The sequence below is a fragment of the Massilia sp. IC2-477 genome (assembly GCF_020707265.1).
In the GTDB taxonomy this organism is placed as follows: Bacteria; Pseudomonadota; Gammaproteobacteria; order Burkholderiales; family Burkholderiaceae_D; genus Telluria.
Window position 1 is genome coordinate 94,404 of record NZ_JAJFEQ010000008.1, and the last position, 13,796, is coordinate 108,199.

The following is a 13,796-nucleotide window of genomic DNA, read 5'->3' on the forward strand; positions in this document are numbered from 1 at the left end:
GTTAGCGATCTGCCAATCCAGCTCGCAAAGCGCTGCGCTGGCTTTGATCGCTTAAGGGACCGATATTAAATGATATGCAACAGACTCCACATCATCTCTGCCCCGGTTCCTCCTTCTGGGAGAGCCGATCCCGTCGCATGAACAACAGGCTTCAAGAACAAGACGGCTCGGGCTGGAATCGTAGCCTCTTGTTAGCGGAACAGCGTCGCCCAACCTGCCTTCGGCGACATGTCCGCCAGATTCCATTCGGCCGGATCGAACGCGCGTCGCGTCGGCGCATAGCCCGGGTAGCCGCTCGACTGCCCTTCTGAATCGACGATATGACCACGCCCTTCGGCGACATCCGAGATGATCTTGAAGTCGACCGCATCGCGGGCCCACGGCCGCATGCCGGCGCTCATGTAGATCGCGTTCTCCAGTCGTGCGCTCGATAGCGGTGTGAGGCCCGTTGGCAGGTAGGGCGCCTCGGCCTTGAGAATGCGCGCGCCGGAGGCGGTATAGCTGCCGGTCTGCGGCATCGGCTTGCCGTTGGCGTCGACCGCCACATTGTCGTGCAGGTACAGGCTGACATCGCCCGCGCCGCCCAGGCTGAACAGGGGCACGCCGGGCCGCGAATCGTCTCCGCCGCGCACCACGTTCCCGACCAGGGTCACGACCCCGAGCTGCGGCGGATGCGCGCCCCATTCGTGGGCGATCAGGTTGTAGTGGATCGCCCTGGCGCCGAAGTCATGAATCAGGTTGTTCACGACGGCGACGTGGGCGCCGCCCTTGATCAGCGGATTGCGCTCGTGGTTGGCGTTATACAGGTTGCCGTAGAAGAGCACCCGGTTGGCGTTGTCGTGCACCAGCGAGCCTTTCGAATGCTCGCCCTTCCTGTGGGTCGAATCGCGCAGGCCTTCGGCCACGATGTTGTGGCTGAAGGTGATGCGGCGCGAGGTCCCCTGGCGCCATTCCTCGACCGTCGCGCCCTTGAAGCGCGGGCCGGAGGCCGACAGGTTTTCGTCCGTGGCCCAGCTGAAGCTGCAATGGTCGATGATGACATTGTCGGCGGAACTGGTGGAGAGCCCGTCGGCTTCCCAGCCGCTCTTCTTGGCGCGCCCGAATTCGCCCGGCCGCACCGCGATGTGCTGCACGATCACGTCGTGCGTGGCGACCGCGAATTCACCGCGGATGAAGGTGATGCCGGGATTGGGCGCGGTCTGGCCGGCGATCGTCACGAAGGGTTCATTGATACGGATGCTGGCGCCCTGCAGGTCGATCACGCCGCCCACTTCGAACACCACGATGCGCGGACCGGTTTCCATCACCGCGGCGGCGAACGAGCCTTCGCCGGAGGCGTTCAGATTGCTCACCCGCACGATCCTGCCGCCTGCGCCGCCCTTCGTGTCGGCCCAGCCCTTGACGTCGATGCCCGCACGCGACATGCCGGCTAGCTCGGGGGAGGGCCCGGCGGCATGCGCGCCCAGGCACCAGTACAGCATCGTCGCTACGGCGGCGCGCGTGGAAAACCGCATCCTCGTCTCCTGTCTTGTCGTGTAGTACGAAAATTATGGCACAGCAGGGGAATGCGCGGCTCGGGCGCAGCCTGGGGGCAAGCTGGCGCTGAAACCTGCCAAGCGCGGCACTGGGCGACCTGCGCGGTGGACTGCATGGGTCGATTTTGATGTACGTCAAAGATTTTGGGTAGTCGGGAGAACAGACTGGCCTCACTCCGCTCCAATGTCTCCCACCCCATTACCGACCTGACCCATCATTTCCACGTACCGGAGCTCGCCATGTACCGACGCATTCTCGTGCCCAGCGACGGCTCGCCCGTTTCCGAGGCGGCCGTCGAGGCCGCCATCGACTTCGCGCGGGCGCGCGGCAGCGCCATTGTGGCCTTGTCGGTCGCCGTGCCCGAACCCTCCTTTCAATCGCTCGAAGGAGCGATGGCCTACGATCCGGGCCTGCAGCCCGAGGTGCTGCTGGAGCATGCGCAGCGCAACGTCGACGCTGTCGCCGTCCGTGCCGATCGGGCCGGCGTGCCATGTACCGCGCTCACCTGCAGCGCACTCGACATCGCGGAAGCGATCGCGGCGACTGCGCGCGAGCAGGGGTGTGACCTGATCGTCATGGGCTCGCATGGACGGCGCGGCCTGAGCCGCCTGATCGCCGGCAGCGTGACCCAGGCTGTGCTGGCCAATGCCCCGGTGCCGGTCATGGTGCTGCGGCCGGGCGCGGGCACCAGCTGAAAGCGCGATCCGGTGCGCCGGCGACCGTGCCGGCACGCGACATCCGCAAACTTCCGACACGAGAGCCCGCCAAGGGGTCACCGCGTACCGGCCCCATATAGAAAAGCACATTATTTCCCCGACGCGCACGCGAATTCTTTTCGTTGCCCGTAACCATTTTGTAACTTATACTGGTTGCGCTAACATTGCACGCACGAAAAGGAGCCTGGATGTCACGTCGAACTCTGTCGGGTGTCAGTCGCCCGCATTGCCCCCGCTGCCCGGCTACAGCACCCGTCGGGGAGGGGCGATGAGCCGTTTCCTGCGCGTGGCGCTGGCGGCATGCACAGTCCTGACCCTGTCGTACGCAGCCAGCGCCGTTGCGGGCGAGTACCGCAACCCGGTACTGACCGGCTTCAACCCGGACCCCAGCATCTGCCGTGACGGCGACGACTACTACCTCGCCACCAGCACCTTCGAATACTTCCCGGGCGTACCGATCTACCACAGCAAGGACCTGGTGAACTGGCGCCTGGTCGGCCATGCGCTCGACCGCCCCAGCCAGCTGCCGCTCGCGGGACAGAAGAGTTCGCAGGGCATCTTCGCGCCCACGCTACGCTGCGGGAACGGCCGCTTCTACATGATCACCACCAACGTCACCGGCGGCGGCAACTTCATTGTCCAGGCCACCAGCCCGGGCGGGCCCTGGTCGGAACCGGTCTGGATCAAGGACGCGCAGGGCATCGACCCTTCGCTGTTCTTCGACGAGGACGGCAAGGTCTACCTCACTTACCAGGATGGCGGCGAGCGCGGCGGCATCGCACAGGCCGAGATCGACGTCGCCACGGGCAAGCTCAAGACCCAGCCGCGCCGCATCTGGAACGGCACCGGCGGGGTCTGGCCGGAAGGGCCGCACCTGTACAAGATCAACGGCTGGTATTACCTGCTGCATGCGGAAGGCGGTACCTCCTATGGCCACGTGGTGATCCTTGCGCGTTCGCGCTCGCCCTGGGGACCGTTCGAGGGCGCGCCTGACAATCCGATCCTGACCCACCGCGACCGCCCGGAGCTACTCCTGCAGGCGCTCGGCCATGCCGACCTGGTGCAGACGCCGGCCGGCAAATGGTTCATGGTGCTGCTCGGCGTCCGTCACCTGAAGCACAAGCACCACCTGGGCCGCGAAACGCTGCTGGCGCCGGTGGAGTGGACGGCGGACGGCTGGCTCAAGGTGAATGGCGGCGCGCCGCTGGCCGAGAAGATGCAGGCAGACGGGCTGCCGGCGCCGCATCCGTGGCCGGCCGCGCCGGCGCGCGACGAGTTCGGCGCACGCACGCTGGGCGGCGACTGGATCTTCCTGCGCGCCCCGGCCCGCGACCTGTGGTCGCTGGCCGAGCGGCCGGGCTTCCTGCGCCTGAAGGGCACGAAGCTGTCGCTGTCCGACATCGGCACGCCCGCCTTCGTGGGCAGGCGCCAGGCGCATTTGAACGTGCGCGCCTCGACGTTCCTCGATTTCGCGCCGCGTGCGGCTGGCCAGGAAGCGGGCCTGGCGCTGCGCATGAACGAGGACAACCACTACCAGCTGCTGGTCGCCGGTAGCGGCAAGGGCAGGGTGATCCGGCTGCTCACGCGGGTCAAGGGCGTAAACACCGTGTTGCGCGAGGCGCCGCTCGGGGCGGGCAAGGTGGAGCTGATCGTGCGCGCCACCGCGGAGCGCTACGTGTTCGGCTACCGCCTCGACGGCGGCAAGGGCGGCCGCGAGGTCGCTGACTTCGGCAGCGCGCCGACCGCCCCGCTCAGTTCCGAGGACGCGGGCGGGTTTACCGGCGTGGGACTCGGGATGGTGGCGCACAATCCCGCCGCCGCGCCGATGCCCCCGGCCGACTTCGACTGGTTCGACTACCGCCCGGGCGCGGAAGACTAGCATCTCTGCCCGCTGTAACACACAACAAAAACCAATCAGGAGACAACATGCAACGCAAGCACTTCGCCGTGGCCGCCGCGCGCACGGCCCTCGTCGCGGCGATCGCCGCCGCCTTCCCCCTGTCCGCGAGCAGCGCCTTCGCCGCACCGCCGGAGCCAGCCGAGCCGGCCCAGAAACCCTGGCTGGACCGCTCGCTGGACGCCGACCAGCGCGCCCGTCTGGTAGTCAAGGCCATGACCCAGCAGGAAAAGCTGCGCTGGGTGCTGGGCTATTTCGGCCACGATTTCGGCAAGAGCAAGAAGCATCCGGATGCGCTGCCGCAGTCGGCCGGCTACATCCCGGGCACTCCGCGCCTTGGCCTGCCGGCCCTGTTCGAAACCGATGCCGCCCAGGGCGTGGCCTCGCAGGCCGGTCCCGCCGTACGCGAACGCACCGCCTTGCCCTCGGGCCTCGCCACGGCGGCGAGCTGGGACCCGAAGGTCGCCTATGCCGGTGGCGCCATGATCGGCTCCGAGGCGCGCGCCTCGGGCTTCAACGTGATGCTGGCCGGCGGCGTGAACCTGCAGCGCGAGCCGCGCAACGGCCGCAACTTCGAGTACGCCGGCGAGGATCCGCTGCTGGCCGGCAGCATGGCGGGGCAGGCGATCAAGGGCGTGGAATCGAACCGCATCATCTCCACGCTCAAGCACTTCGTGCTGAACGACCAGGAAACCGGCCGCAACGAACTCGATGCGCGCATCGACAAGGCGGCGCTGCGCATGTCCGACCTGCTGGCGATGGAACTCGCGCTGGAGCAGTCCGACGCCGGCTCGGTGATGTGCGCCTACAACCGCCTGAACGGCCCGTATAGCTGCGAGAGCGCCTGGCTCCTGAACGACGTGCTCAAGCGCGACTGGGGTTTCCGCGGCTATGTGATGTCCGACTGGGGCGCCACGCACAGTACCGTGGCCGCCGCCAACAATGGCCTGGACCAGCAGTCCGGCCATGAATTCGACAAGTCGCCCTATTTCGGCGGGGCGCTGGAAGAAGCGGTGAAGACCGGGGCGGTGCCGCAGGCGCGCCTGGACGACATGGTGACGCGCATCGTGCGCACCATGTTCGCCAAGGGCGTGGTCGACAATCCGCTCAAGGCCGGCGCCACCATCGACTTCGCCGGGAATGGCGCGGTGAGCCGCCAGACGGCGGAAGAGGGCATGGTCCTGCTGAAGAACGAAGGACGCATCCTGCCGCTGGCAAAGACGGTGCGCAGCATCGCCGTGATCGGCGGGCACGCGGACGTGGGCGTGCTGTCGGGCGGCGGCTCGTCCCAGGTCTATCCCGTGGGCGGACTGGCCGTGAAGGGCCTGCTGCCGGCCACCTGGCCAGGTCCGGTGGTGTACTACCCTTCTTCGCCGCTGCGCGCGATCCGCGCCCAGGCCCCAAATGCCAAAGTGGTGTTCGACGACGGGCGTGACCCGGCGCGCGCCGCGCGGGTGGCCGCTGAAGCCGACGTGGCCGTGGTCTTCGCCACCCAGTGGATCGGTGAAGCCAATGACGCCCAGACCCTGGCGCTGCCGGATCGCCAGGACGATCTGGTCGCCTCGGTAGCGGGCGCCAATGCGCGCACCGTGGTGGTGCTGGAAACCGGCGGGCCGGTCACCATGCCCTGGCTGGCGCGCGTCCCGGCGGTACTGGAAGCCTGGTACCCGGGCACCAGCGGCGGCGAGGCGATCGCCAACGTGCTGTTCGGCGCGGTCAACCCATCGGGCCACCTGCCGGCCACCTTCCCGGCGTCCGAGCAGCAGCTGCCGCGCCCGAAACTGGATGGTGACCCGAAGAACCCGGAACTGCAGTTCGCCGTGGACTACCACGAAGGCGCCGCGGTCGGCTACAAGTGGTTCGACCTGAAAGGTTACAAGCCGCTGTTCCCGTTCGGGCACGGCCTGTCCTACACGACGTTTGCGTATTCGGGCCTCGCCGGCCAGGTGAAGGATGGCCGCCTGCACGTGCGTTTTAAAGTCACCAACACCGGCAACGTGGCCGGCAAGGACGTGCCGCAGGTCTACGCATCGCCGCTGTCGGTCAAGTGGGAAGCGCCGAAGCGCCTGGCCGCCTGGAGCAAAGTGGCGCTGCAGCCGGGCGAGACCCGGGAAGTCGAGGTCGCGGTCGAGCCGCGCGTGCTCGCCATGTTCGACGAAAAGTCGCGCACCTGGCGCCGCCCGCAGGGCAAGATCAAGCTGGTGCTGGCCGAGGATGCTGCCGGCACCGGCGCGACCAGCGTGACGGTCGACCTGCCGGCCAGCACGCTGGACGCACGCGGTCGCCCACGCGCACGCTGAAGGGGGCTGCATGCGACAACTCATCATGACGGCGGCCCTGCTGGCGCACGCCGTACCAGGCCTGGCCGCGCAGGCTTCTGACCTGCAGCTGGACAGCCTGTTCCAGGACCACATGGTCCTGCCGCGCCAGGGCGCGGTCGTTTCGGGCCGCGCAGCCGCACGCGAGGCGGTTACGGTGAGCGGCTTCGGCGGGTCCTGGAAAACCAGCGCCGACGGCGCCGGCCGTTTCAGTGTCACCTTGCCGAGCCTGCCGGCCGGACAGCGCGGCAGCCTGGCCGTTTCCAGCGCCAGGGGTCAGCGCGTGACGCTGCAGGACGTTGTCAGTGGCGACGTCTTCCTGTGCTCCGGCCAGTCGAACATGCAGCTGTCCGTGAACCGCGCGCTGAACGCGGACACGGTGATCGGCACGTCGAGCAACCCGGACCTGCGCATGGCGACAGTTGCCGTCGATCCGGTGCCGGCGCCGCGCACGCGGCTGGCAAAACCGGTCGTCTGGCAGGCCGCGGCGCCCGGCACCATCAAGGACTGGTCGGCCACCTGCTATTTTTTTGGCAAGGAACTGCAGCGCAGGCTCAAGCTGCCGATCGGCCTGGTGCACGCCTCGCTGGGCGGCTCCAACCTGACCGCCTGGCTCTCGCCTGCGGCCTCGCTGCCCGATTACGCGCGCCAGCAGGAGCTGCTCAAGCTGTACGCGAGCGACCCGGCCGCGGCCAGCATCGCCTTCGGCAAGGAGGTCGAGCGCTGGTGGCAGGCATCGAATGGCCCCGGCCGGCCATGGTCTGCCGCGGCTGCGGAGCTGGCAAGCTGGAAGCCGGCACCCGACGTCGCCAGGAACTGGGAAAACTGGGGCCTGCCCGAGTTGTCGGGGTATGACGGCAGCATCTGGTACGCTGCGAGTGCGCGCCTGACGCCGGCGCAGGCGAGGCAGGCTGCCACGCTCGAACTGGGGCTGGTCGACGAGGTCGACACCACCTGGGTCAACGGCCAGCCGGTCGGCTTCACGGCGGGCGCCGGCACGCCGCGCGCCTACCCCGTGGCCGCCGGCATGCTCAAGGCCGGCGACAACACGGTCGTGCTGAACGTGCTGGACTTGTGGAGCTACGGCGGCATGTACGGCGATGCGCCGCGCCGCCTGCGCTTCGCCGACGGCAGCGTGGCGCCCTTGACCGGCTGGCGCTGGCAAATGCCGCCGGCGGCCAACCGCTATCCGCCGCGCGCCCCCTGGGATGCAATGGCCGGTGTCAGCGTCCTCCATAACGGCATGATCGCACCGCTCGGCCGCTTCCCCTTCAAGGGCGCGCTCTGGTACCAGGGCGAGAGCAACGTCGGTTCGCCCTATCAGGGCCTGCTGGCGCGCCTGTTCCGCGACTGGCGCAGCCAGTTCGGGGAAGACATGGCTTTCGGCGTGGTACAGCTCGCGAACTTCGGCGCTCGTCCGGCGCAGCCGGTCGAATCGGGTTGGGCGCGCTTGCGCGAAGAGCAGCGCCGCGCGGTGCTGGCCGACCGGAATGCCGTGCTGGCGACGGCAATCGACGTGGGCGACCCGGGGGACATCCATCCCGCCAACAAGCAAGTCGTGGGCGAACGCCTGGCGCGTGCCTTTGCGATCCGGCTGTACGGCGAGCCGGGCAGCGCCTCGGGCCCGATGGTGAAGTCGGCCACCGTGCAGGGCGAGCGCGTGCTGGTGGAATTCGACGGTGTCGATGGCGCGCTGCTGGCCTATGGCGCCGCCGGCCCGATCGGCTTCGAAGCCTGTACCGCCAGCGGCTGCCGCTGGGTCGAGGCAAGGGCGGCCGGCAGCCAGGTGGTCCTGAGCGCCGCCGCCGATGCCGAGAGGATCCGCTACTGCTGGGGCGACTCCCCGACCTGCACGCTGTACGACGGCAAGTCGGGTTTGCCCGCGGTGCCCTTCGAGCAGGACGTCAAGCGTTAAGGCTGGATTGGGTGGGGGCGCCGCCCGCCGTAGCGCCCGACGCCGCTGGTTCGCCCTCATCATTGTGGAAGGGGGCGAACCAGGTGGCCAGGAAAGACGGAATGGTCGCGACCATCACGAACACGAAATAGCTGACGTAGCCCAGCATTTCCTGCAGGTGGCCGCTGATCATGCCGGTGACCATGCCGCTCAGGGCCATCAGGCCGGTGCCGAAGGCGTAATGGGTGGTGGTGTACTTGCCTGGCGCGAGTTGCTGCATCAGGTAGATCATGAAGCCGACCGCGCCGAAACCGAAGAAGAACTTCTCGATCACGACGCCCAGCGTGATGGCGAGCAGGCTGCTGGGCAGGTAGATGCTCATCAGGAGGAAGGTCACGTTCGGGATGTTCACCGCGCAGCACAGCGCGAACAGGGTCGACTTCAGTCCGCGTTTGGCCACGTACCAGCCACCCAGCAGGGAGCCGAGCAGCACGGCCGCCAGGCCGTAGGTGCCGTAGATGAGTCCCAGCATTTCATTCGATAGTCCCAGTCCGCCTTTCGAGGCCGGGTCGACCATGAAGAAAGGACCGATCTTCTCGAGGAAGCCGATACTGAGGCGGAACAGGAAGGCAAAGGCGATCATGCGCCAGATGTCGCGCTTCTGGAACAGGGTGACAAAGGCATCCAGCAGGATGCGGCCGGCGTCCCGCACGCTGGAGGGCGTGTCGGCGGCGCGTGCGCCTTGCGGCATGAAGCGCAGGTGCCACAGCGCCATCAGCAGGGTCAGGCCGCCCACCAGGAAGAAGATGATGCGCCAGGCGTCGATCCAGTTCGGCCCGAACACCTTCGGGTCGTGCCCGAACACGCTGGTATGCAGGTAGCCGCTCAGGTAGACCATGCCGCCGGCGGCGACGATCGGGCCGATGTTCCAGGACAGGCTCTGGATGCCGCAGTAGAGCGACTGGGCGCGGCTGTCGAGCGAAGTGACGTAGACGCCGTCGCTGGCGATGTCCTGGGTGGCGCCAATGAACGAGAGGGCAAAGAACAGCGCCATCAGGAAGCCCATGTAGCCGGGCAGCCCGAGCGCCAGGCCGACTCCGGCGAAGCCCAGTCCAACCGTCACCTGGGCGCACAGCACGAAGAACTTCTTGGTGCGGTACATCTCCACGAAAGGCGCGAACAGCGGCTTGATGGTATAGGCCAAAATCAGCAGGCTCGAATACTGCGCTGCGCGGCCGTTGTCCATGCCCAGGTTCTTGAACATGATGGCGGTGACGCTGGTGAGCATCACGTAGGCGAGCGCCATCGTGAAGTAGCCTGTCGGCACCCACAGTAGCGGGTGGGGTTTGCGGTCAGCCCGCCCCATGGCCAGCCTCCATCGCAAGCGCTGCCGCCCGCCGCTGGGCATGCTGGGCGGCCACGAAGTCGCGGTACCAGTGCGCACTCGCCTTGGGAATGCGCTGCTGGGTCGCGTAGTCGACGTAGACGATGCCGAAGCGCTTGGCATAGCCCGAGTTCCACTCGAAGTTGTCCATCAGGCTCCACAGGAAATAGCCGCGCACGTCCACGCCCGCGTCCATGGCAGCCTTCACGGCCGCCAGGTGCTGCTGCACGAAGCGGATCCGCGCCGCATCGGACACCTCGCCGCCCTCGACCCGGTCCGGGGCCGCCATGCCGTTCTCGGTGATGTAGATCGGCGGCAGCGTGTATTCACCCTGGAGCTTGAGCAGCAGCTCGCTCAGCCCCTGCGGGTAGATTTCCCAGCCCATGTCGGTGGTCCCGAGTACGGCTGGCGCCGTGCGCGGCGGCGTCTCGGCGCTGGCGAAATGGCGGAAGTAATAGTTCACGCCCAGGAAGTCGAGCGGGCCCTGGATGATGTCGAGGTCGCCCTCCACGATGTGCGGGGCGTCGGCGCCGTGTGCGCGCAGCGCCAGTTCCGGGTAGCGCCCCTTGAAGATCGGGTCCATGAACCACTGGACCGAACGCGCCCATTCCAGCTCGGCCAGCGCGCGGTCGGCGGCGCTGTCGGTGGCGGGGTCGGACGTCCACTGGTTCAGTACGATCCCCAGCTTTGCACGCGGGTTCAGGGAGCGCATCGCCCGCATCGCCAGGCCGTGCGAGAGCAGCAGGTGGTGCGAGACCTGGATCGCCTGGCGGGCGTCGGTCACGCCGGGCGCGAACTGGGAATTGCCGTAGCCGAGATTGGCCGTGCACCAGGGTTCGTTGTGGGTGGCGATGCTGTCCAGGCGGTCGCCGAAACGGCGCGTCACTTCGTGGGCGTAGTCGGCGAAGCGGTGCGCGGTATCGCGATTGAGCCAGCCGCCTTCGTCCTGCAAGCCCTGCGGCAGGTCCCAGTGATACAGGGTCAGGTGCGGGGCGATGCCTTTTTCCTGCAGCGCGTCGAGCAGGCGGGCATAGAAGTCGAAGCCCTTTTCGTTCCAGGCGCCCTTGCCGTCCGGCTGCACGCGCGCCCAGGCCATCGAGAAGCGGTAGGCGTCGACGCCGAGGCCGGCCATGATACTTACGTCCTCGCGGTAGCGGTGATAGTGGTCGCAGGCGACGTCGCCGTTGCTGCCGTCCTTGATATTGGCCGGGTTGCGCGAGAAACTGTCCCAGATCGAGGGACCCTTGCCGTCGGCGTCGGCGGCGCCCTCGATCTGGAAGGCGCTGGTGGCGACGCCCCAGGTGAAGTCGGGCGGGAATGCGGTGGAATCGGTCATGGCAGATGAATGGGTGGGTTGGCGGCGCGCCTTGGGGCCGGGCGCGCCTGGAAACGGTTCGGTCGAAGGGGTGTGGGGGCTGCTGCTATACTGGGCGTTTCCGTTCCTGGCCGCGGCCCCGCACCGGCGTCCGGCCCCTTGCATGCATGAATAAAGCATCCGTCAGGCCGGTGGCCACAGTCCATGAAGTCGCGCGCGCGGCCGGCGTGTCGGCGGCCACCGTCTCGCGCGTGCTGAACGGCACCGCCAGGGTGGCCGAGGACAAGCGCCTGGCGATCGAGCAGGCGATCGCGCAGCTGAACTACAAGCCGAATGTGCTGGCGCGTAACCTCAAGAGCGGCAGTTCGCGCACGGTCGGCATCCTGACCCAGTCGCTGGCGTCCGGCTATTTTGCCGACGCCATGGCCGGCGTCGACGAAGCCTTGCAGGGCACCGGCTACGCGCCCCTGATCGTGTCCGGGCACTGGAAGCCGGAGGAAGAGGCGGAGCGCATCGCCTTGCTCATCGCGCGCCGCGTGGACGGCCTGGTGATCCTGAGCGGCAAACTGGAGGATGAGCGCATCCTGGCGCTGTCGGAACAGGTGCCGATCGTCGCCTTTGGGCGCGAGCTGCAGGGCGAGAACGCCCGCGGCTTTTGCCTCGACAACTACCGCGGCGCTTGCGACGCCGTCGAGCACCTGGTGCAGCACGGGCACCGCGACATCGCGTTCATCGCCGGCCCGCCCGACCACCGAGATGCGCAGGCGCGCCTGGCGGGTTACCGCGACACCCTGGCGCGCCATGGCATCCCTCAGCGCACGGCATTGGAAGCGCCTGGCGACTTTTCCGAGTCCGGCGGCCTGCAGGCGCTCGAGCGCCTGCTCGCCTCCGGCCAGCGCTTCACGGCGGTGTTCGCGGCCAACGACCTGACCGCCTACGGCGCGCGCCTGGCCCTGTACCGGCGCGGCATTGCGGTGCCGGACCAGGTCTCGGTAGTCGGCTTCGACGACCTGCACAGCTCCATGTACACCACGCCGCCCTTGACGACGGTGCGCCAGCCGCTGTTCGACGTCGGCCAGCGCCTCGGGCGGGCCATCCTGCAGATGATCCGCCGCGAACCCCTCGCGCTCGAGGCGCCGCAGCCTACCCTGGTGATACGCGAGTCGGTGCGGGCTGTCTAGGCTGCGGTAAATCAGCACGGCGCTTCCTCAGGCGCGGCGCGCCGGCATGGTCCGCATCGCGTCGGCGATTGCCTGGCGCAGCGGTTTCGGGCGCAGCTGGGCGTCGTAGGGGCAGGGGCGCATCGGCAGCTTGTCCGCGCGCGGCGCCTCGTCCCAGGTCTGCAGCCAGCTGATATGGTCGGCCATGCCCCACAGCAGGAAGTCGCTCAGGCGCGGATACGACAGGGTCACGTCCAGGAAGTCGCGCGCGGCGGCCGCCACGCCGGCGTCGCGCTGCGCGATATCGGCGGGCAGGCGGCGGTCGTTGACGTCGAATTCGGTGATCAACAGGTCGTAACCCATGGCGGTCGCTTCGTCCAGGAAGCGGCGCCACTGCAGCATGTCTTCGCGGCCGCGCTCAGGGCTCTCGTCCCAGGAGCCGATGTGGGCCTGCAGGCCGAGCGCGTGGATCGGCGTGCCGCGCTTTTTCAGCTCGGCCAGCATGGCCAGCACGCCCGCACGGTGTTTCGTGCTGCCGCTGTCGCCGCGCATGTAGTCGTTGTAGACCAGCTGGGCGTGCGGCGCATACTCGTGCGCCAGGCGGAAAGCCAGATCGATCTGGTCGATCGCGCCGGCGCCGCGCGCGAACGCGCGGGTGAGGGCGTTCTGGCGCAGCTTGCCGTCGGCCGGGTCGATCGCTTCATTGACCACGTCCCAGCTGGCGATCCGGGTGCCGTAGTGCCGGCATACGGTCTGGACGTGCTTGCGCATCAGGCGCTCGGCGCGGCTGCGGTCTGCGCCGAAGTCTTCCTTCGCGAGCCAGGCCGGCAGCCATTTTTCCGCCTGCCAGAACAGGTTGTGGCCGCGCATCGTCATCTTGCTGCGCTCGGCCCAGGCCAGCATCGCGTCAGCCGGCTCGAAACGGTAGGCGTCGCGCGCCGGCTCCAGGGCTTGCCACTTCATCTCGTTCTCGGCCACGATGATCGAGCACTCGCGTTCGACCAGGGCGCGGTAGGCCGGATCGCCGAACTGGTTGCGGCCGCCGCCAACGGCGGTGCCGAAGCGCAGGCCTTTGCGGCGGGCGATCTCTTTCAGGGCTTCTCCCTCCGGCGCGGCAGCGGCCGCCAGGACCGGCAGGCTGGAAGGCAGGAGGGCGGCGCCGGCGAGGGCTTGCAGCATGGTGCGTCGTGTAGTCATGTCGTTCTTGGTCTCCAGAGTGTCGTTGTTATGGAAAGGCAGGCGCGGTCAGCCGTTGCAGGGCGTATGGAGGAATCTGAGGGCGGGGCGCCGGGCGGTAGCGCCAGGCACGGCACATGAGGGAAAACAGGCAAGGCAGGCGTGGCCCCACCAGCGCGGCGTGGCGCACGGTACGGGCGGGAGCCGGACGGGTGAGCGCGGCAAGATGTGTCTCCGTTTTGTCGTTATCGGCGTGCTGCGCTCGCGCGCGCGCCTTTCGCACTTATGTTAGCGCAAACTTTTGCGGATTGAAATCGATTTCGCAGGGTCCGGCTCGCTTAGAGCGGAGAAGGAGGGCGATACGAGGTGCTTTGTGAATGTGCTAAGATAGCGCAAACAA

Annotated in this window: 9 protein-coding genes; 5 read left to right on the forward strand and 4 right to left on the reverse strand. The window is 67.9% G+C overall.

The genetic code is table 11. The annotated features are described in order from the left end of the window. Positions 1 to 191: 191 nt before the first annotated feature. On the reverse strand, positions 192 to 1,514 hold the full coding sequence (locus LK542_RS17340; RefSeq protein ID WP_227812852.1) for a polysaccharide lyase family 1 protein: 1,323 nt from the start codon (positions 1,512 to 1,514) through the stop codon (positions 192 to 194). 261 nt (positions 1,515 to 1,775) lie between these two features. On the opposite strand from LK542_RS17340, the gene LK542_RS17345 reads away from it, so the two are divergent. The 4 genes from LK542_RS17345 (at position 1,776) to LK542_RS17360 (ending at position 8,382) form a co-directional block, all read left to right on the forward strand. Next, on the forward strand, positions 1,776 to 2,231 hold the full coding sequence (locus LK542_RS17345) for a universal stress protein (protein WP_227812853.1): 456 nt from the start codon (positions 1,776 to 1,778) through the stop codon (positions 2,229 to 2,231). A gap of 289 nt (positions 2,232 to 2,520) precedes the next feature. After that, positions 2,521 to 4,131 (forward strand): glycoside hydrolase family 43 protein, encoded by a 1,611-nt coding sequence (locus LK542_RS17350; RefSeq protein ID WP_227812854.1) that lies wholly within the window; start codon positions 2,521 to 2,523, stop codon positions 4,129 to 4,131. 47 nt (positions 4,132 to 4,178) lie between these two features. Then, positions 4,179 to 6,449 carry a beta-glucosidase gene (locus LK542_RS17355; RefSeq protein WP_227812855.1) on the forward strand — a complete coding sequence of 757 codons (2,271 nt, stop codon included), beginning with the start codon at positions 4,179 to 4,181 and terminating at the stop codon, positions 6,447 to 6,449. 10 nt (positions 6,450 to 6,459) lie between these two features. After that, positions 6,460 to 8,382, forward strand: coding sequence for a sialate O-acetylesterase (locus LK542_RS17360; RefSeq protein ID WP_227812856.1), 1,923 nt, complete (start codon positions 6,460 to 6,462; stop codon positions 8,380 to 8,382). Here the strand turns inward: LK542_RS17360 and LK542_RS17365 are convergent. Together LK542_RS17365 and LK542_RS17370 are read right to left on the reverse strand one after the other, a co-directional pair. Next, entirely contained in the window at positions 8,372 to 9,727 is a 1,356-nt protein-coding gene (locus LK542_RS17365) for an MFS transporter (protein WP_227812857.1), read from the reverse strand. The two genes, LK542_RS17360 and LK542_RS17365, sit on opposite strands and share 11 nt — an antisense overlap. Then, positions 9,714 to 11,081, reverse strand: coding sequence for a GH1 family beta-glucosidase (locus LK542_RS17370; protein WP_227812858.1), 1,368 nt, complete (start codon positions 11,079 to 11,081; stop codon positions 9,714 to 9,716). The genes LK542_RS17365 and LK542_RS17370 overlap by 14 nt, the downstream gene beginning before the upstream one ends. A gap of 146 nt (positions 11,082 to 11,227) precedes the next feature. Between LK542_RS17370 and LK542_RS17375 the strand changes: the two genes are divergently transcribed. Beyond that, complete coding sequence (locus LK542_RS17375) at positions 11,228 to 12,241, forward strand: LacI family DNA-binding transcriptional regulator (RefSeq protein WP_227812859.1); 1,014 nt, start codon at positions 11,228 to 11,230, stop codon at positions 12,239 to 12,241. Between the two features lie 27 nt (positions 12,242 to 12,268). Here the strand turns inward: LK542_RS17375 and LK542_RS17380 are convergent, their stop codons facing one another. Continuing rightward, the gene (locus tag LK542_RS17380; protein WP_227812860.1) at positions 12,269 to 13,417 is read right to left on the reverse strand and encodes an endo-1,4-beta-xylanase; all 1,149 of its coding nucleotides are present in this window, start codon (positions 13,415 to 13,417) and stop codon (positions 12,269 to 12,271) included. Positions 13,418 to 13,796 lie beyond the last annotated feature (379 nt).